The 20,127-nt window shown below is 68.6% G+C and carries 12 protein-coding genes and 1 pseudogene; 7 read left to right on the top strand and 6 right to left on the bottom strand.

All coding sequences use genetic code 11. The features are described from left to right. Positions 1 to 68: 68 nt before the first annotated feature. From ACIQMX_RS36870 to ACIQMX_RS36850, 5 genes and pseudogenes are all read right to left on the bottom strand, one after another. Positions 69 to 962, bottom strand: coding sequence for a serine peptidase (locus ACIQMX_RS36870; RefSeq protein WP_402484679.1), 894 nt, complete (start codon positions 960 to 962; stop codon positions 69 to 71). Beyond that, entirely contained in the window at positions 959 to 5,068 is a 4,110-nt protein-coding gene (locus ACIQMX_RS36865; protein WP_402484676.1) for an AAA family ATPase, read from the bottom strand. The genes ACIQMX_RS36870 and ACIQMX_RS36865 overlap by 4 nt, the downstream gene beginning before the upstream one ends. A gap of 366 nt (positions 5,069 to 5,434) precedes the next feature. After that, on the bottom strand, positions 5,435 to 6,898 hold the full coding sequence (locus ACIQMX_RS36860; RefSeq protein ID WP_402484674.1) for an NF041680 family putative transposase: 1,464 nt from the start codon (positions 6,896 to 6,898) through the stop codon (positions 5,435 to 5,437). A 135-nt stretch (positions 6,899 to 7,033) separates the two neighbouring features. After that, positions 7,034 to 7,342, bottom strand: coding sequence for a DUF6221 family protein (locus ACIQMX_RS36855; RefSeq protein ID WP_402484671.1), 309 nt, complete (start codon positions 7,340 to 7,342; stop codon positions 7,034 to 7,036). A gap of 75 nt (positions 7,343 to 7,417) precedes the next feature. Continuing rightward, positions 7,418 to 7,582 (bottom strand): annotated as a pseudogene (locus ACIQMX_RS36850) (transposase); the annotation flags it as partial. Between the two features lie 1,551 nt (positions 7,583 to 9,133). On the opposite strand from ACIQMX_RS36850, the gene ACIQMX_RS36845 reads away from it, so the two are divergent. From ACIQMX_RS36845 to ACIQMX_RS36815, 7 genes are all read left to right on the top strand, one after another. Beyond that, entirely contained in the window at positions 9,134 to 10,129 is a 996-nt protein-coding gene (locus tag ACIQMX_RS36845; protein ID WP_402484669.1) for a ParA family protein, read from the top strand. A gap of 760 nt (positions 10,130 to 10,889) precedes the next feature. Next, a complete protein-coding gene (locus tag ACIQMX_RS36840) occupies positions 10,890 to 11,291 on the top strand; it encodes a hypothetical protein (RefSeq protein WP_397753230.1) in 402 nt (133 codons plus the stop codon). A gap of 425 nt (positions 11,292 to 11,716) precedes the next feature. Further along, on the top strand, positions 11,717 to 12,514 hold the full coding sequence (locus tag ACIQMX_RS36835; protein ID WP_402484667.1) for a hypothetical protein: 798 nt from the start codon (positions 11,717 to 11,719) through the stop codon (positions 12,512 to 12,514). Between the two features lie 1,849 nt (positions 12,515 to 14,363). Further along, positions 14,364 to 15,458 carry a hypothetical protein gene (locus ACIQMX_RS36830; protein WP_402484664.1) on the top strand — a complete coding sequence of 365 codons (1,095 nt, stop codon included), beginning with the start codon at positions 14,364 to 14,366 and terminating at the stop codon, positions 15,456 to 15,458. Continuing rightward, on the top strand, positions 15,455 to 16,789 hold the full coding sequence (locus tag ACIQMX_RS36825) for a hypothetical protein (protein WP_402484661.1): 1,335 nt from the start codon (positions 15,455 to 15,457) through the stop codon (positions 16,787 to 16,789). Before ACIQMX_RS36830 ends, ACIQMX_RS36825 begins: the two co-directional genes overlap by 4 nt. Before the next feature lie 88 nt (positions 16,790 to 16,877). Beyond that, positions 16,878 to 18,122, top strand: coding sequence for a hypothetical protein (locus ACIQMX_RS36820; RefSeq protein WP_402484658.1), 1,245 nt, complete (start codon positions 16,878 to 16,880; stop codon positions 18,120 to 18,122). A gap of 97 nt (positions 18,123 to 18,219) precedes the next feature. Then, positions 18,220 to 19,410: a hypothetical protein gene (locus ACIQMX_RS36815; protein ID WP_402484656.1), complete on the top strand. Its 1,191-nt coding sequence runs from the start codon at positions 18,220 to 18,222 to the stop codon at positions 19,408 to 19,410. Positions 19,411 to 19,589: 179 nt separating this feature from the next. On the opposite strand, the gene ACIQMX_RS36810 is transcribed toward ACIQMX_RS36815, so the two are convergent. Continuing rightward, complete coding sequence (locus tag ACIQMX_RS36810; RefSeq protein ID WP_402484824.1) at positions 19,590 to 20,126, bottom strand: hypothetical protein; 537 nt, start codon at positions 20,124 to 20,126, stop codon at positions 19,590 to 19,592. Between the last annotated feature and the right edge of the window lies 1 nt (position 20,127).

Genomic DNA, 20,127 nt, shown 5'->3' with positions numbered 1-20,127 from the left:
GGTGGGAGTAAGGAATCCAGACGCTCTTCCAATGACAGCGTGAGAGCGGCCGACACTCCAGGTGCTGGTCAGATGCCGAGGTAGGGGGCGATAGTGGCTGCAGTGGTCGCGCACCGCAGGTAATTCTCAGCGTGATGGAAACGGAAGAGAGCACTGACGGTGGTGGTGTGGTCCAGGGCGATCCCGTCGAAGAACCTGCCGAGCTGAGGCGGGACGGCGACGGGGTCACCGGGGTCGGCGATGTTCACCCAGCGCGTCCCCCCGGGCAGGCCCGCGCCCCGCAGCTGTGGGGTGTCGGCGGGCCGGGGTGCGGGGATGAGGCGCTCGAAGACCACACGGGGCAGCGCCAGCGGCGAGCCCAGTGTGAGGAACAGCTCAGGCTGCAGCTCCGGGTGGGCGTGCAGGGCCTCGTAGGCGACGACCGAGCCCAGCGAGTGTGCGGCGACGACGCGCGGCCGGTACTGAGCGATCCTCGCGGCAACCTCCTCGCGCGCCGCTATGCGTTCCGGGGCGTCCGCAGAGCGCAGGTACGCGGCAACCTCAGCGCACAGCAGCCGGATGAAGACCCCCAGCGGCCCCTCCGCCAGGTTGAACCTGCGCGCCATCCACGACGCCAGAGCGCGCAGCGGCACCGCGGCGTGCCCCTGTGCCACCTCGTCCGGCAGCCCCAGCTCTCGCGCCCAGGCATCGAGCATCTCCTGCGCCAGCGGGTCGTTGAGGAAGTCGCTGTCCTGGTCCCCCTGGGCTGCCGGCCCGGGGCGGAGCCTGTCCGCGTAGTAGGCGAAGTCGACGTCGAGCTGGACTGGGGAGATACCGAGGCCGCTTCCCAGATCCCGTGCCCAGGCGGCGGCTTTGAGCGCGCGGAGTTCCTCCTTGCGTGCGTCGGAGATTCCGGTCCCGAAGCTGCTGCTGATGCCGTGTACGGCGACGACCCGAAGCCGCGGAGTTGCGTTACTGCTCAACGGAGCCTCCTGAGAAGGGGTTCAAGGCTGAGGGCGGCCACTTCGTGGCCGAAGCCGACCACCACGGTGCTGTCCGCGGTGAGGGTCACGGCTTGCACCGCGTCCGGGAAGTGAAATGCGGTGAGGCAGGTGCCGGTGGTCAGGTCCCAGACCCGCACCGACCGGTCTTCGCTGCCGGTGACGGCGTGCGGGCGGTCCCCCAGCAGCGTCACCGCCACCGCGTTCACCCTGTCGGTGTGGCGGGCCAGTTCTCGGACCAGGGTGCCGGTGGTCAGGTCCCACACCCGCACCAAGCTGTCGTTGTCGCTGTTTACGGTTACGGCGTGCGGGCGGTCTTCCAGCAGCGTCACCGCCACCGCGTTCACTCCGCCGGTGTTGTGGGCCAGTTCGTCGACCAGGGTGCCAGTGGTCAGGTCCCACACGTGCACCCACCCGAAGCAGGTGACGGCGTGCGGGCGGTCCCCCAACAGCGTCACCGCCACCGCGTTCACTCCGCCGGTGTTGTGGGCCAGTTCGCGGACCAGGATGCCGGTGGTCAGGTCCCACACCCGCACCGACCCGTCGTAGCTGCCGGTGACGGCGTGCGGGCGGTCCCCCAGCAGCGTCACCGCCACCGCGATCACCGGGCTGGTGTGCCCGGTGAGGGTGTGGACCTGGGTGCCGGTGGTCAGGTCCCACACCCGCACCGACCGGTCGTTGTTGCCGACGGTGACGGCGTGCGGGCGGTCCCCCAGCAGGGTCACCGCCACCGCGTTCACCCCGTAGGTGTGGCCGGTGAGGGTGTGGACCTGGGTGCCGGCGGTCAGGTCCCAGACCCGCACCGACCGGTCTTCGCTGCCGGTGACGGCGTGCGGGCGGTCCCCCAGCAGCGTCACCGCCACCGCGTTCACCCTGTCGGTGTGGCCGGTGAGGGTGTGGACCTGGGTGTCGGCGGTCAGGTCCCACACCCACACCGACCGGTCGTCGTTGCCGACGGTGACGGCGTGCGGGCGGCCCTCCAGCAGCGCCACCGCCACCGCGCTCACCCCGTCGGTGTGGCCGGCCAGTTCGCGGACCAGGGTGCCGGTGGTCAGGTCCCACACCCACACCGACCCGCCGCCGCCGGCGACGGCGTGCGGGCGATCCTCCAGCAGCGTCACCGCCACCGCGCTGACCCCGCTGGTGTGGCCGGCCAGTTCGCGGACCAGGGTGCCGGTGGTCAGGTCCCACACCCGCACCGACCCGCCGCTGTAACTGACGGTGACGGCGTGCGGGCGGCCCTCCAGCTGCGCCACCGCCACCGCCCCCACCCCGCCGATGTGCCCGGTCATCAGGATGCGGAACAGGGTGCCGGTGGTGAGGTCCCACACCCACACCGACCCGTCGCCGTAGCCGCCGCCGGTGACGGCGTGCGGGCGGCCCTCCAGCAGAGCCACCGCCACCGCCACCACCCCGCCCATGCGGCCGGTCAGGGTGCGGACCAGGGTGCCGGTGGTCAGGTCCCACACCGACACCGACCCGCTGCCGCCGGCGATGGCGTGCGGGCGGCCCTCCAGCTGCGCCACCGCCACCGCCCCCACCCCGCCGATGTCGCCGGTCAGTTCGCGGACCTGGGTGCCTGTGGTCAGGTCCCACACCCGCACCGACCGGTCGTCGCGGCCGCCGGTGACCGCGTGCGGGCGATCCTCCAGCAGCGCCACCGCCACCGCCCCAACCCCACCGATGTGGCCGGTCAGGGTGCGGACCAGAGATGGTGAGACCTGGCTGCCCGTTGCCCATCGCACAGTCCAGTCGGCGTCGCCGGGCAGCTCATCTTGGAGCGGCGTGTCGCGGAAGCGTGCGGCGTCCAGCGCGAGGAACTGGCGGCGTGCCGCGGGTGGCAGCGTGTGGTGAACGCCCCAGGAGGCGCGGTAGACGGCGGCATTGAGCCTGGCCTGGTCGGAGCGGGCGTAGAACAGGGCGTCGGCGAGGGTGTGGGGGTTGGCGTGCTGAAGGTAGCCGGCGTCGTCGAGGAGTTCGTCGATGCGCCCGGCATCGACCGCGTGCTGGGCGGTGTGCCGCAGCAGATAGCCGGCAGCGTGCTGCCACAGCATGCCGCCGGCCGCATCCCGGGGAACGCCATCCAGGAGCCGCTCGAACAGGCGCCCTGCCCGACCAAGCTGGGGGTTCGTCGCCATCGTGGGGGTCTCGGCGGACTGCGGGCTGGTGGGCTGGCGGAGCCAGTCGGCGAGCCCTTCGTGGAAGAGCCGGTACAGGGTGGTGCCGTCGGTGTCGATGTCGCGCCGCAGGTAGAAGCGTGCCTCCCCGTCCAGAAGGGCATACAGGTCCCGCAGGGACAGGGGAGGGTCGCCGTCGGCGGTAATGGCCGCGGCGGCGTGGACCAGGACGCTTTCGGGCATGCCCCGGCCCTGGGCGAAGGCGAGGGCCGTGAGTACCGCACGCAGGTGAATCCGGTCGGCGTGGCGCCGCAGGTCGAGTTCGAGGAGATCGGGCAGGCGGCGTGGCACGGCCCGGCCCAGCCGTGCGGCTTCCTCGGGCGTGGCGGCGGGCGGGCTGGCCAGGAGATGGTGGACGTAGAGTCCCGCGGTGAGGAACTCGCCCCACTCAAGGGATTCGGCGTCGTGGCCCTCGCGGCCGGTCGGAGCGTATGTGGTGAGGGTTTCGGCGATCGTGTCCGCCAGGGTGTCCCGCACGCTCCGCAGGGCACCCCGGGTGTAGGGGCCGTCGGCGGTCAGGAGCCGTTTGGCGTAGACGGCCACATCCTCGCGGACCTGGTGCGGTGCGATGGTGCTCAGGTCCGTGCACGCTCCGGCCTCCCGCGCCAGGCCGAGGAGTTCGTCGAACCGGCTGTCCTCGCGGGTGGCGACCAGCAGCCGCAGCCGGCCGGACGCCGTCTGCGCGTGCCGGGCAAGCGGGAGCAGCAGGGCGGTGGTGATGTCCTGGGGCCTCAGGGCCTCGTCGAGAGCGTCGACGACGATGGTGACCGGGCGGCTGCCGGGGGGCAGCAGACTCAGCAGGCGCTGCGCCGGGTTTCCGGCCGTGTCCGGGGTTTCCTCGTCCGGTGGGGTCAGCGCGTCGGGGGTGGTGATGTGGCGTAGTTGGCGGGCCAGGGAGGCGGTGATGTCGTCGAGGCCGAGGCGTCGTGCGTGGACGGCCGCGATCCGGCTGTTCTCGCCGGGCACGTGGTCGCCGAGTCCGGCCCACAGTGGGCGGGTGTGGCGGCGCAGTGCCGGATGGGCGGCGCACAGCAGAATGCCCAGGAGCGCAGACTTGCCGGCGCCCGCTTTGCCGGTGACCACGCGCAGCCCTGGGGCGGCCGTGTCGTCGTCGAGCCACGCGGTGAGGGTGTCGAGTTGTGCGATGCGGCCGCTGAAGTAGCCCTCGTCCCAGTCGCGGTCCACCGGTTCGCCGCCGCCGGCGCGGCGCATGAAATGCTGGGGGTCTGCGGCCCAGTCGGCCAGGCGGGCGATTTCCGGAGGCAGTCCCGGTGCCAGCGCCGGTGTGGTGCTCTGGGGGTTGTAGGAGGGGTTGGGAAAGAACGGCAGATGGGACAGGTCGGCGTGGCCGGGGACGAGGCTGGTCCGGATCTCCTGCGGCAGCCCGTCGGCCTGTTCGGCCAGGTCGCTGACGGTGCTGGCGATGTCCCGCCAGACCGTGCCGGGCGGGATGTACCGCAAGGAGGGATCGAAGCGGACCTCCAGGTCGCGGTACTTCTCCAGCACCCGGACCAGGGCCTGGCTCAGGCGGTAGCCGAACGCCTGCTTGTCCGGTCCGGTCGCGGCCAGCACCCAGGCCCGGCGCTTGTCCACGTCCATCCGCGAGTGCCAGGCGGTCACCGCGGCCTCCCCGGCGTAGCAGACGTCCAGGACGAACAGTGTCATCGGCCGGTGCCGCCGGGGGTGGTCCTCGATCAGGTCGATCCACCCGCCCACCGGCCGGCCCAGGCGCTCCCCGTCACTGTCCAGGATGTACAGCTTCTCGCTGCTGCCGTCGGCCAGCTCACCGTGCCCGACGATGTGCACGATCAGCACGTCGGCGTCCTCGGCCTCGACCGCAGCCTCGACCAGCTTCCCGTAGTCGGCCTGTCCCTGCGGTGCTACGGTCGGGCGCCGCGTGTACCGGAACACCTCTAGGATCTTTGCGACCCTGGCGGCATGAACGGGGGCGTCCTCCAGGACGTCTAGACCGAACCGTGGTGAATCACCGTCCTCGGTACGCGTCAACGCGATCCCCAGCGACAGCACCACGTGCCGCGGTTCGCCTACGCCCCCCGCTTGCTCCACGCCCGACGCCACCACCCTCCGCCCTCTTGGCACCTTGATCAGCAGCGCGGTTCGACGATAGATACTCCGTACCTCCGTGGTGGCGAGATCACCGAAATCGGGAAGCGACTGTTCTCATGGAGGACGACTCGGGAGGTTCCGTTCCGTGTGCGCGACGCTACCGCAGGCTTGACATGACGTGGGATGCTCCTTGCACCACATCTGTTGCTCTCAGCTTGGCGTTTGACCACGCTGCTGTTTCAGGCGGACGTGTTCGGTGAGGGTTTCGACGCGTTTCACGGTCTTCCCGGGCTCATAGTGGGGTGCTGGCCTGCGGTTTTGTGAGCCGGGTGGGCGTCCGGGGCCTGGCCGAGAGGGTTTTGGCACGGCTGCGGGGCGGGTGGTCTTCGCGCGGAGGTGCCGGAACCCTCTGCGGACGCGTGCGGGGGTGAGCCGGCGGGGTTCGGCGGGGCGTTCCCAGGGGCGGCGGAGGTCTTCGGCGAGGGGGCGGGCGAGGCGGAGCTGGGTGTGGGTGGCGATGATCAGCCAGGTCCACAAGTCTGCGGTCGCGGGGTCGCGGACCTTGGGGACGGTCCAGCCCAGGGTCTGCTTGAACAGCCGGAAGGTGTGCTCCAGGTCGAAGCGCCGCAGGAATGCCTGCCAGCGCAGGTCGACGTCCTGGCTGGTCATCGCGGTGCGTGAGGACCACAGCCAGACCGGTTTCGCGTCGCGGTTGCCAGGCAGGTGCTCGACTTTCAGTCGGATCAACGTGCCGTGGATCAGGGGTGGTTCGCCGCAGTGGTCGAGCCAGGGGCCGCGTGCCTGGATGCGGGGGTGCATCCGGTCCCAGGCGAGGGCTTCTGCCGTGCCGTAGCGGGTGGTGTCGCAGGAGGTGGCCTGGTCGGGGGTGTGCCAGGAGTCGGGCTTGGAGAAGGTGAGGACGCCGCCGTGCTTGCGGGGCTGCCCGCCGCGCGGGGTGGAGCGCCTGGGGCCGGCGTCGCGGAGCATCACCCGGTCCGAGCGCAGACGTCCGACGAGCTCGACGGGTAGATCGGCCAAGACGTAGGCGAGGCGGGTGACGTCGTAGCCGGCGTCCATGACAATGAGGATGTCCGGGTCACCGACTTTCCACTGGCCGGCTCGCAGGAGGCGGCCGACGACGTCGCGGAGCTGGGCGGCGGTCACCGCGGTGGCGTCGTCGGCCGGTCCCAGCCGGATTGCGTCCAGCATCGCAGTCCACGACGTGCGCCCCGTTTCCAGGGCGGCGACGAAGGAGTAGGGCCAGCCGGGAACGAACTGGTCGGCGCTGCGGCCCCGCCCGTAGACATGGCAGAACAGCAGGTCAGGGCTGGTGGGGGCATCGGGCCGCAGCCAGTTGCTCACATCCACCGCGAGGACGATCCGCCCGCCGGCCGCACGCGGCAGTGGCGTCGAGGCGAGCAGCCTGCGCAGGCGGCGCGGTTCCAGCCAGCCGTGGTTGACCGCGTCGTACATCGCCCCGTGTCCGCGCCGGTGCTCGACCGTGAGGGTCAGCTCGGCCAGGGACCTCACCGGGCCTTCCGCGCACAAAACCGCGTCGGTGAGCTCGAAGAGCGCATCCGCCCGGGTGTAGAGGCAGTCGTAGAACTGGACACGAAAGTGGGACAGCACGCTCAGCGCAGCATCAGCGGGACCTGCAGGGGCGAGACTCTTCACCAGCGGCCGTTCCTTCACGCGACGTTGCTTGACACCTCGAAGCGTGAAGAACGGCCGCCCTGCTGTCTCACGAAGGAACCAAGATCAGCAGGTCAGGTGAACAGCGGAGGTGAAATGCCAAGCTCAGGCAGGGGTCTACTCGTCGTCAGGGGCCCACTCCTCGCGGTATCCCGGGCGATCGGAGTATGCGGTCGCTGCGAGGACTCGCACTGTCCAGTCGCTGCGGAGGGCGTCGTTGTCCCCGTGGCCGGCATGATCCGGGTCGCGCCAGGCAGCGAGCATGTCACGGCGCATGGCAATGGTGCGGGCTGGCGCGTAAAGCGCGGACAGCGGGTTGTCGGCGGTCAGTCCTTCTGGCAGCCAGGACTCGGGGGGTTGGCCTGCGGCCGCCGTCTCGTCGGCGTCGATCTGCTCGTGCAGCCAGGTGATCAGTTCTGGGGTCATAGCCGGCATGATCTCCCGTGCCACTGACAGTGCGCGGCTCACGTGCCGCCCGGGGCACGTCCAAGGGACCTGGCGTTAGAACTGGTCCACGTTGACGCTTCGGCGGTAGCAGATGAGGGTGCTGGCGATCCCGACGAAGGCGAGGAAGTGTTCGGGCTTGCGCTCGTAACGGCGGTGGAGTCGGCGGCAGCCCATGAGCCAGGACAGGGCGCGTTCGACGACCCAGCGGTGTCGCCCTACTCCTCCGCACGGGCGCGGAGGTTAAAACTCAAGCTAGGCCTGTGTCCGGTAGAGGCCCCGCAAGAGCTCTGGGAACGGGACCTCTCATGGCGAGAGCCGACCGTAGCGCAATCAGCCGCAGCAACATCGCCATCGAACCGTAGACGCTTGCCCGCCTGGCGCCGAGAGCGCAGGGTCGACCGTGCAGTGCCAGCGAATGTGTCCCCTCGTAGAAACTCCTCGGAGTTCACGTCGCAACGAGAGGAGGCAGTCCTCCCCGTGGAATGCGAGAAAGGGCCTCAGCTTCGCGGTGCCGTTAAGGATGCGGCCGGTCGGTCGAGCTCTCGGAAGGAGGCAGCTCACTGCCACGCTGCGGAGCCCGTGGTTCACTTCCGCCATATTGGGTTGTTTACTCCCCTCCCACAATGGCCCATTCTCACCGTTCTGTGAGTACCGCTGATCCTGATCTTTGAACTAGGCCATCAAGTGTTAGTTACTGCCTCAGCTCCATCTCCGTTCGCCTCGTTATGCGCTTCTTAGTTGCATGCCGCTTCGCAATGCAACCATGCACAACAATTGCCCTCTTTTACTGATTTACACTTGCCTTTCATAACGCCCCTGCGCGCGCAGGTCAACGAATTGACGCTATCGCTAGTCCGTCCTTTTCTTTTCGCTTGTTAACTAAGGAATTACAGCTGGATTATCGGCGCGTCGCCATTTACTCGCGAATGCCCTTGCGTCGCTACACCTAGACCATATGCACTCTTCCCACTTTGCCGCACTTAGGCACGAGTTAACACTGGTTGCGACATCAAGATGAATGCACATTCTTACGCTAGTCCGCTCCATCACTTCCTGCCAACCCTGAAGGGATTTTTACAGGCATCGCTGTAGGTATCCTTGTAGGCATACATGCATCTCTGTAGGGATCTCTGTAGGTATCCTTGTAGGTACCTCTGTAGGCATGTTGGATCGTCTGTATGTATTGCTGGACTTAGATGCTTCTTCTGCATGTCCCGTCCACTTGCCCATCCTTAGCAAGGCGCGCTTCTCGTTCTTACCTCACTCGCCTACAGGCGTCTCAACTCTCCACGGTCGGGGTCGCGGGATCACCCCACCTTGACGCGCACGTACCTGCGTTTGTCGGCTAGTCCAACGACAAGCTACTGCCGGCCGATGCGCCGCACCTCTCTACCAACTTTGAACGCTCGCCACTTCACTGCTGCCTATGTGCGTGCTCAACTTGAGACTGACCCTTTGCGTACCGAAGCGCTGATCCCCACCGCGCTTCGCCTCCCTCCGTCAATCACGACACGCCGCACGCCTTGCTGCAACACCAACACTCGCCGCATCTTCCTGTTAAGGTCACCCGTGCCGCGTCGTGACACCAACTCCAAGGGTCCTGCACGCGAGGCACACCCTCAATGTCCGTAATACACAGCAGAGCGCCATCTTGATGCAGCTAATGGCCAGCACCGCCACGCAGATCAACACCTATCGGGTGACGCGACGCGACAGCCAGCGAGGCTTCGCTCGCAGATACCCCCTAACCCACCTCCGGAGGCTCCCGCGATGACCCGAACCCCTGAGAGCGACCTCGATGTCGCTGACGAGGCATCGCTCCCGGCGCCGGTGGTGCTTGCCATCGCCACTCAGAAAGGCGGAGTAGGCAAGACCACCACCACGGTGAACTTGGGAGCCCGCCTTGCCACGGCCGGCTACAACGTCCTGATCGTCGATCTTGAGCCTCAGGCTCAGGCAGGAACCGCCCTTGGCATCACGCTAGGTGGCCACGACGACGAGGCGGCGAACGAAGCAGAGTTGCAGAGGTCTCTCGGGTACATCCTGCAGATGGCTCTGCAGAGGTTCCCGCGCCCGAACCTCAAGCAGGCGATGTTCGACCGCACCGACGAGGTGCTGAAGGACTTCGACGGCCACGGTCAGCTCTGCGTGCTTGCCTCGGAGGAGGCATCCATGTCAGCGGCACAGAACGCCTTCGTGACGAAGCCGTACAAGGAGATCGTGACCCTGCGGCACCTCCTGCTCCAGGAGGCGCGAGGCTTTCACTTCGTCCTCATCGACACGCCGCCGGCTGTTTCGCACCTCAACGCGGTCGCCCTGGCGGCCGCCGACTTTGTAGTGACCATCTGCATCCCGGAGTACCAGTCCATCAAGGGCGCCCTGGTTCTGAGCGCAGCCACCCAGGCGATCGCGACGAACACTGCGGGAGTCTGCAAGCCCCAGCTCCTCGGTGCTCTACTCAACCGCTCTAATCCAGAATCGGCGTGGACGAACCAAGACGTCGACATCCGGAACGCGATGATCGGCGACGGCATCGACGCCGAACCCGGCCGCGGTCTCTTCCCATTTGTGACAGATGTCCGGCGAGATGTCCGCATTTCGGAGTCCTACATCTACGGCAAACCTGCCGTAACCCGGTTCCCGAATCACTCCTGTGGCAAGCAGTACACGAACGTCGTCGAGGAGATCTTGGACCGCATTGAACTGCCGCGCCAGAAGTGGACCATCGCCGACCCGATCCTCGTCGAGGAGAGCGCCGATGCCTGAGGAAGAAGCGGCTTCCGAAACGGAAAAGAAGCAGCCCAGGAGGAAGAGGCAGGTAGCGGCGCTTCGCCCCCGTCCTAACCTGCTCGATAATCCGGCGCTTACTGGAGCCACCAGTGTCGCGGCACGCTCCGTCCTGGGACAGGGGGCAGGAGCCCAGCCCGCCGAAACCGCTACAGGAGCGGCCATCCCGGCTCCAGAGGCTATCGCAGTACCTGCACCCAGCGCGTCTCCTGACCTGCAAGACACCCCCGGAGTTGAGGTGGCGGACGCACCGCCACGCCAGACCGTTTCCCCCGCAAGCGAGGAAGCGGCATCCAGCCCCTCCGTTCCTCACGCTACTCAGCCATCAACCGCTGAAACGGACGCTCAGGATCTCGATGACCCGTCAGTGAACTCCGGTCCTTCTGACAGCGCTTCCCTCGCAGACGCGGGTGCCCATGGGCACCTCGTATCCGCCCCTGCTGGTCCTCCCTCTCCACCTGTTGATCGGCCTGAACAAGCTCGGCAACTCCAGACGGCCTCTCAGGGTCTTCCCACCACCGAGAAGGTCGCCGACCAGGACCTTGATGGCGATGAGGATGAAGACTTCAGCGAGTCAGGCGGGGGAGAGGCTGGGGCTGAAACCTCCGACGGTGGAACGGCAACAGCTACAGGGGCCCCATCAACTAATTCTCGCCGCAAGCGCACCGTCGGCACACCTCGCCAGGCCAAGGTGGGGGTTGCACACTCAGCCCTTCTCAACTCATGGCGCAGCAGCAGGGTGGATCTCAAACTCCGCCGCGACTCCTGGCAGACGCATCCGTTCCGCTTTGCGCCCGACCTCGTAACCCTGCTGAGCAAGCGAGTGGCGCAAGATTGCTCCTCGTCGGGGAAATCGCTAACGGCTGCGCAGTACGTCGACGCCGCCATGAGCAAGTATCTGCCGGCAACCATAGAGGAACAACTGGCGCTCGCCGAGGAGTTCCTGCTCTCTCGTGAAACCGATGTGGGAACGGGCAAGCAGGCCAGCCATCGGGTTAGCCCCGACGTCTATGCGATCGCAGCCTCCCTCGCCAACGATCTCCGCGAAGCAGGCCGTGCGCGCATTGCTGTCCACGTCTACTCGGGCGCCCTTGACCGCTTCCTTCGCGATCTTGCAGCAGAAGGGCCACTCGGCAAGTAGGGGACTGTACTCAACCAACAGCGGAGGCGCGGGCAGCAACAAATGTTGCCGCCCGCGCCTCCCTTCTTCGGATGTGGGCAGGGCGCAGATTGTCATGCCCCTGATAGATAGGTGCCGCGTCTACAGCTGATCTCGTAGCCCTGAAGGTATGTCAGTAGCGATCCAGATAGGGATGCTTGTAGGTATTTCTGTAGGCATCTAAGAAGGCGTCTTGACGCGCTCCTATGTTCGTATGGTTCGCCCCTATCCAGTGCCTGATCTATGTCGCGACACGACGCGTAATCACCTCGACAGAAACGGACAACCCGGCCGAAATCCAGGAATGCACGGCGAGACTGACGGAGTTTCGTGTCGCGTCGTGACACGAAGGCGGGCCGTGATGCGCTACGGTGATCCACAGCCTTAGGACACACACTGGAGCAGCCTTGTCCGCCTACGTGCAGCCGGCCGTCCTTGCGAGCGCGGCCAACGTCAACCGCTCATGGTTGACCAAGACCGCCCAGCTCGGCCTCGTCAACTCCAGCGCTCTCGACGGCGAGGACGTCATCGTCGTACGCGTGTTCGCGTTTGTGGATCAGCTCGTCTGGCCAGGCAGGAAGCGGTCAAGAAGTCAAGCTCGGGCGATGGAGCCCTGGCAGTCACTCGCGGTCAATGCCGCACGAGATGCCGCACGAGACACCGCGACCGCGATGGACTCAATCCTGTGGATCACCCCTGAGGGGGTCGAGGTAACTAACGATTTCGGCGGCCACACGGCGTTCGTCCTCGCGCATCAGCGCACCAACTTTGTCGCAGTTCCAATCGGCGAGTGGATCGCTGAACTACCGCCAAACCTCGAAACCATTTTCCACTGGCCACGCAAAATCCTCGACACCGAGATCACGGTCCACGGAGCGGAGATTGCCCTCCTGGCCTTCAACACCATCCCCCAGCAGGTCACGGTGTTCGCCACGTCAAGCACGCCATTCGATGTCGCCACCCACCAGGTGGTGCTGCAACAGGTCGCGACTCAGAACCCTGGGTCAGCAGTCCGAATCATCGAGCAACAGACAAAGGGGACACGGACTCGCTGGTTCGAGCTCTACGACCTCCCGGATGGAGGACTTGTTAGACGTCCAGTGGACGACATAAGCCTGCGCAACGAGTACGGGCCACAGCTCAAGCGCTTTGGTCAACACCCTGCGCCGGACACAAGCCGAGCGCACAGTCAGGCCAGTCTCTGAGAGACCGCGAAGCTCTGCTCTCCCCTGAAATGTGCGGAGGGCCTCGCCTGAGCGAGCCCCTCGGGGGGCACTAAGCAGGACGGCCCGGGATCTGCGGTCCCGGGCCAACCCTGTTGTCAAGGAGGAGGTGAGAACAACCCACATCTTCAGTTGAACACATAGCGCCCGACTTCCTGCTACCCCTAGCGAGCCGGGCGGCGATCCAGGTTTCCCATTTTCTCCTCGACAGGAGCGGATCATAGCTACCGGTCAGTGGATTGGCACAGCCATGCCTAGCGCCAGTCCAGAATCTGCGTACGAATCGACTCAAATCTCACGGGTCGTGGTGCGCCGACGGCCCCAACGAAGCCCCGACCGTCCGAAGCCGCATGGCGTCTCATTTGCCGTGGAGCCGGTACCCAATCCGGGCCCTGGCAGTCCGTTGCAGCTCAATCGGGGGATGCGCTCTCGGTTGTACTCCGCGGTGCGTGCTCTGCTGGCGGATGCTCGGGTTGCAGGTCAGAAGGACGCGGTGCGGTTGGCGGCGGTGGTGTTGTTGGCGAAGTCTCCAGCGGGTTCAACCAAGGTCCGTACTCGCACCGGTGACCTGTCCCGGTGGCTAGGCTGTTCGGCGTCTCATGTCGCGCACGCGGTCCTGCCTGAGGTGAAGGCGGCGGGCATCGCGACATCCGAGGCCCGCGTCGACGACGACGGTTCCGGGCGGGTGGCCGGCCTGACCATGCGGCTGTTGCCGCTGTCGGAGGCCAGGGGTCACGAGGGTGATCATCCGTTGAAGCTGACCCGGCGGGATCTTGCGACGTTGCTGCGGTTGTGCGAGGCGGTGATCGGCCCGGGCTGGGCGCCGAAGGACGGTCCGGTCACTCCGGCGGGGCTCCTGGCGGACCGGCGGGGGAGGGGCGCGGCGACCGATCGGTTGGCGTTGTTGCTGCTGGTTCTGCAGACGCGGGCTGATGGCCGGGTGCGGATGGTGGGCGGGAGCGTAGCGGCTGGGCGGGGTCGTGCGGATGCCACGGTGGCCCGGGCGCTGGGGTGTTCGGTGTCGGGTGGGGCGAAGGTCGTGGACCGTTTGGCGGCTCGCGGGCTGCTGACGGTGCCGCGGGGGGATACGGCGTCGGGGTGCTTCGGGCGGGCTCGTATGTGGGTGCCGGCCGTGGCGAGGGCGCATGGGCGTGTTCTTCCTTCGGCCGCTCTGGTTCCGGAGGTCGGCACACCGGTACCGCAGTCGGCCGCTGGTACGGCGGCGAAGTGCCGGTGTGCTGCTGACGACTCCGCAGCAGGCGTCGTGGACGCGGGGATGTGCGGTGACGGGTGGGTTCAGGGGGCCTTCGAGGAGGTACTCGTTGAGGCTTCCGGGCAGCGCCCTGTTGCTGCATCCGGCGATCTTGAAAGTCCTGGAGTCGACGAAGGGCCTGCTGGAGCGGAGATCTGCGGCACTGGTGAGGTCGCAGATGACGCTGAAGCGGAGCGCCCTGTTGCTGCAGACCTTCACGCCACCCACCCGCAGGTTGTTGAGGTATCTCCGTTGTCTGCTGGTGAGTTGGTTGGTTGTTCCGGCTCTGCCGTCGATGGCCAGGCTTCGGAGCCGGGGTGCGCGCGTACGGGCGAGGATCAGGAGGCTCCCGCAGCAGCTGGTGAAGCCCCGGTTGGGGATGGCGGGGGTAGCCCGCTCCGCGGGGAACAGCACGGTTCTGGGTCGGTCGACGGCTTCGGAAGTGCTCGGGCAGCTGCCGGTGCGGTGTTCGTCGGGCCGTCGAGGCTTCCTGATGACCTCAGCCGGGTTCTGAGGCCGGTGGCGGTGTTCTGGGCAGGTGTGGGCAGGGTCTCGACCCGGCGGTGGCTGGTGGGTGCGGTGCGTACCGAGCTGGCCCGGCTGCGGGGGCTGGTGGGCGGTGAGCTGGCCGAGGAGGTCCTGGTCCAGCGGCTGGAGCGGCGGCTGGGTATGCAGGCGGGCCGGCCGGTGGTCGAGTTGGAGGGCTGGCTGCTGAAGCGGGGGCTGCCGCAGAAGCCCGGCTGCTGGTCGCACCTGTGCGATGACGGTGTCCGGATCGACACCGGGGGCGGCTGTTCCAGCTGTGACAGCGTGATGGGGGACCGCCGAGCACTACGCGCCTGGGTTGCTTCCTCGGTCGCCGCCGAGGTACCTGAGTTGCCGTTCCAGGATCGTCGCCGTGAGGTCGAGCGGCGGATGCACGAGCGGGTCCAGGTGCGGGCCGCGGCAGAAAGTGAACGCCGTGAACGGGCGGCCGCCGAGCGGGCGGCTCGTGAGGAGGCGCTGGCCGCGCGGCGTGAGGAACTGGAAGCCGCCGAGCGGAATCGTGTGACGGCTCCGTGCGAGGAGTGCGGGATCCCGGAGGCGGCGGGGCTGTGCCTGGTGTGTACCTCTGGGCGGCGAACGCGGGACCTGCTGCAGCAGGCGGTTGACGTGATCGTGGCCGTGCGCGCCGATCTGGATGATCCGGCGGGGGCCGGTGAGCTCGCGGAGCAGGTTGCGGCGGACACGTGGTGCCTCCTGGAGGAGGCGGTGGCGCGGTCGGTGGACACCCAGGCACAGGGGGTGCTCGCGTACACCCAAGCCCAGATCGCGGAGCAGATCCTCGCCGGGCGCAAGGCCTCGGCCTTGGTACGGCTGGCGGCCGGCGAGGAGGCAGAGATGGAAGCGGACCGTGCGTACGAGGCGGCCATGCGCCGCCGGCACCGGTATCCGACCCGCTCGCTGGCGCTGCGGGCGGCCGAGGAAGCCGCCGAGAGGGCGGGCGAGGCCGCTGCCCGGACGATGCTGCGTGAGCGCCTGGCCCGCCTTCAGGACGAGCGATCAGCGAGGCCGCCCACGAGCGCGGGCTGGGAGCGGCGGTGCGCCGAGCTCGCCCGGCGGCCGCTGCCCGGGGACCGTCCGGCGGCCGCGGGCGCGGAGGCCCTGGCCGAAGGCCTGGTGAGCGCGGCATGAGCGCGGAGCGGGCCGGGATCAACGGGCGGAGCAGGCCGGTGGTGCCGGTGTGGGAGCGGTTGCGGTTGTCGGACCGGATGCGGCGTCTGCTGCTGGAGGGGGACACCGAGGGCCGGTACGGCGGGCAGACGGACTCCGATGCCGGCTACCGGTTGACGATGGCCTTGGCGGTGGGGTGTTCGCAGCCCGGCCGCGCCTGGTCACCGGCTGATTTTCACCACGCGCTGATCTACACGCCGAGTGTTGGGGGAGTGTGGGCGCGGCGTCTTCGGGAGCGGAAGGGGACGTTGTACGCGGAGGCGAAGCTGACGGCGATGCTGGAGAAGGCCTCCCAGCTGGTTGCGGCGAGCCCGGTGATCCGCGGCCGCGACGACGCGATCGAAGCCCTGGGCAGCATCCGCCGGCTGGTGGAGGGGCGGACGTGGCCGGCTCGGCGGGGCGCGGACACCGACCAGAAGAACCTCGCGGCCCGTCTGCGGCTGTGCGAGCGGGCCGGTGGTGTCGAGCACGTGGTGTCGGTACGGCAGCTGGCCGAGCTGATGAACTGTGCGAAGGCGACCGCGGAGGCCAGCGACAGGAGGCTGAAGAAGGACGGCTGGCTGGTCCTGGTCGCCTCCGGGTCGGGCAAGGACCACGGCTCCCGCTGGGTGTTGCGCGTACCACCCGAAGAGGAGGTGACATCCGGAGCGCAACCAGGACAGTTGCAAGCTACGGGTTCGAGGGGGGCAGAAACTGTCCCACCCACGCACACCGGTGCCACACGGACCGACACCGAGGCCCTGGCCGCGCTGATGGGCCACGACGCGTTCCACCGGCACGCCCACGGCACCAGCGGAGCCCGGCTCCTCACCTGCCTTGACCCGGTGGACGGTCTCGACGTCGCCCAGTTGAGCCGGGCAACCGGCCTGCACCGCACCACGGTGATGCGCCGAATGCGCGGCCTCGTCGAGGACCAGCTGGTGGTCGAACTCGACGGGAATTTTCTGCTCGCCCCCGCCCTCAGCGTGCCCGGGCAGCTCCACCTCGACGGGCAGGTCCTCTCCCAGGCTGCTGAGCACCACGGCACCGCTGGCCTGGGCGAGCGTCGACGGGCCCGGCACCGGCGCGACCGCCACAACTACCGCCGCTGGCTGGCCGAACGGGCCGAGCATCGGCACCGCCGGCGCCCCGTCCTGGAGCTCGTTCCGGAGGGTGTCCTGGACCCGGACACCGGCGAGCTGCTGGACGAGGCGTGGGCAGGATGGGATGTCCGCGACCGGGCTCGCCCTGTATGGCGAGGGTGGACCCCGCCCGGCGCAGGACGCGGCGCGGCGGCGGGAGCGTGCGCGTGAGAAGCGTCCGTGCGGGTGATGGCTCGAGCAAGGTGGGCAGCGCGCGGCTGGGGCTGTTCCGGGGCCTCGTTCCGGCTGGAAGCCGACGGTGTGGGGGCCGCTGTCGGGTTCCGGACAGGTGGATGCGGCGAATTCCGGCAATCCGCTGCGTCTGGGCCGGAAGATGCGGCTGCTCGCTGCGGTCCAGGCGCTGCTGACGGACCCGTCGATCGCCGGGTTGAAGGACGCACCGAAGCTCGCGGCGGTGGTGCTGTACGCGAAGTCGCGGGCGCCGCAGGGTCGAAGAGACGACCTTCAGACGTCGATCTGGGTTGCTGAGTTGGGTCGCTGGATGGGAGTGGGCGCGTCGACGGTCGACCGCAACGTGCTGGCTCCGCTGCGGAAGTCGGACGCGCTGCACACCGAGGTCGCGAGGGACGGGAAGGGGCATCCAACCGGGTTGGAATGCCTGGTCATGCCGCTGTGGAATGCCCACCACGGTGGGGGAGCGGGGCATCCGCTGGCTCTGGCGGCGGCGGAGTTGGCGACGCTGCTGCGCCTGTGTGAGGCGCTGTTCGGGCATGGCTGGGCGCCGGCGGACAAGGCGCCGACGCCGCCGGGGCCGTTGGCGGGCCGCAAGGGGCGCGGGGCTGCGACGGACCGGCTCGGGTTGCTGCTGATGGTGCTGCATACCGGGCCGTCGGGCTGGCTGCAGTTGCGTGGCGGCTCGGTGAACAAGCGCGAGGGTCGCGGGGCGGCGACGATGGCGCGGCTGCTGGGCTGCTCGCCGGCGGGCGGAAGGAAGGTGCTGGCGCGGCTGACGGAGGCCGGTGTCGCCGCTCGCGGGCGGAAGGGGACCGGCACGGGGATGGATGGTAAGGGCCGGATCATGGTGCTACCGGTGGCCCGCGCGTATGGCCGGGATCTGACCGTCGTGGAGGCTCCTCAGGGCTCCGAGAGCGTGTTTTCGGCCCGTTCCGCTGGTGCAGGCGGAGATTTTGCTCCTGCGGTGGGGGCTGAGGCTCTTGGGGCGTCTGGGGAGTCGGAGGCTGAGACGGCTCCCGAGGCGGAATTCCCGGAGCGTTCCGCTGGTGCAGAGCTCCATACAGGCCACGCTTCTGTGGTTACTCCCGTCGTTCCTCCGCAGCTCTCTGGTGGCTTTTCCGGCGAAGGCCGCGGGGCGGAAGGCCGTCGGCCGGAGCGCGCGTGCGCGGGCGAGGGCCAGGCCGTCGACGGCGAGGCCATCACTGTCCGGACTGGATCGCCGGTGGCCGAGGGCGGCCCGCTCCGCGGGGAAAAGCCGCAGGAATCCCCGTTCGACGAGCGGGGGGGACGAGCGCACTGCCGGGGCTAGGGCCGGTGGCCGGCCGAAGGTCGTGAGCGGTGGAAAGGGGCAGCAGCAGAGGGTGGGCCTTCCGGCTGAGCCTGGTCTGCGGGTGGCCCTGGGGCCGGTGTCGTGGTTGTGGGAGCGGCTGTCCGGCTGGCAGCAGGGCCAGGTGGCGGCGGCAGCGAAGGCGGAGCTCTCGCAGCTGGCGGGTCTGGGCGTGGCAGCGCAGCGCGCGCCGCGGATGCTGGCCGAACGGCTCACCGGCCGCCTGGAGGAGACCGGCGGCGAGGCCCTGATCAGAAGGCCGTTCGGGTGGCTGATGGGCCGGGGCCTGGTCCGGCGGCCATCGTGCTCGGACCGGCGCTGCGGCGACGGCGCCCGCCTGGACACCGGGGCTGAGTGCGAGAACTGCGGCAACGTGGTGCACATCCGGCGCGCTCGCCGTGCTCGGACCGCTGCGGAGATCGACCGGGAGCTGCCCCAGCTGGGTGGCGACCTGCGCCGACGCGTCATCGAGGAGCGGCTGCGTGAGCAGGCGGCGATCGAGGCGGAGCAGCAGGTGCGGCGCCGCGAGCAGGCCTGTGCGGAGAAGGCCCGGCGCGAAGAGGCCCGTGCGGCTGCCCAGGAACGGGCGGAGCACCAGCGCGCGGCCGCGGCTGCCGCTGAGAGGGTCCGTCCGGCGCTGGCCTGCGAGGACTGCGGGCAGCAGCAGGCCGGTGAGCTGTGCGAGGCGTGCGGTTACCGGCGCCGGACCGCGGAGGCGATGGTCGAGGCTGGCCTGACCGCCGCCACCTGGGCGGCCGACCTCGACGACGCCGGCGATGTCGCCCTCGTCACCAGCGGGGTTCGCGCCTCACTGGAGCAGGAGATCGCCGACGTTCACTCCGGCTACCTGGGCGCCCTGGATCCGGCCGGCCAGAACGAAGACCCCGCTGGTGTGGACGCCGTCCTGGCCTACGGTGCGCTGCGGATGGTGGAGGAGGCGCTGCCGGAGTTCCGCCGCAGCGCCCTGAAGCAGCTGGGCCAGAGCGAAGAGGCCGAGGCCGAAGCCCGGCGGGCGTACAGGACCGAGCAGAACCGGCGCTATTTCCGGCACAACCCGAACGGTGCGGACGCCGTCGCCGCCGCGACGAAAGCCGCCGGCACCGCCCGGAAACGCGCTGCCGAGTACCTGCTCGCGACGCGGATGGAGCAACTGCGCGAACGGGCCCTCGCCGGAACTGACCCGGCCGGGCCTGCCCCGTGGGCCGACCGGCTGCCAGTACTCGCCGCCCGACCGCTGAACGACAACACGCCTACGGCGGTGATCGCGTGAGCGTCGAACGCGAACATCCCACCGCGCACGTCTACCGCTTGCGACGGCCACCCGGGATCGCGCAACCACGCGGGCGTCCCGAACGGCAGATCGATCACTCGGCGGGCGTCTGCTCCCCCTCTGGGGCTACGGTGCTCGCGGTGAGCCCGGTGCCGCTCGAGATGGTCTGGTAGATGTCCTCATGCGGCAGCAACTCGGTCAGGAACGCCCGCCAGACGGCGTCCCGTTCCGGCCCCAGGTTCGTGGTCAGGCGGTACAGATCGACCAGGAGGGAGGGCATGGCCCGCCCCCCAGCACTGGCTGTTCCGGTCCCATGCGCTGAGTACCGCCTCCAAGGAGTCCAGGGCGAAGAACTCCGCACACGGCAGCACCGCGTTGACCGCGGCGAAGGTGCCGGCATCGAACGATCCGACCCGGTTCAGCAGGCGGGGGAGAAACGGAACGAAGTAAGGCCCCGGGCTCGCAGCGATCACACGGGCCATACGGCTGCTGTTCAGCTCCTCGAACGTCGGAGCGAGCGCCGGAAGCCCTTCGCGGATCTCGGGGTACCGGACGAGCGCGAGTACTCTGGCCCGCTCCTGGCCGTTCAGCAGGGCGGGAGCCGGGTCGTCGCCCATTGCCTCGATGTGGGTGTTGAACAGGGCGCGCACGGGTGCGGCCACCGCTGACCAGAACGCGGGCAGGTCGCCGAGCCGGGCCAGGGCACGCATTTGCACG

The organism is Streptomyces sp. NPDC091416 (assembly GCF_044756845.1).
GTDB lineage: Bacteria > Actinomycetota > Actinomycetes > Streptomycetales > Streptomycetaceae > Streptomyces.
This window is presented reverse-complemented; position numbering and strand designations above follow the sequence as displayed.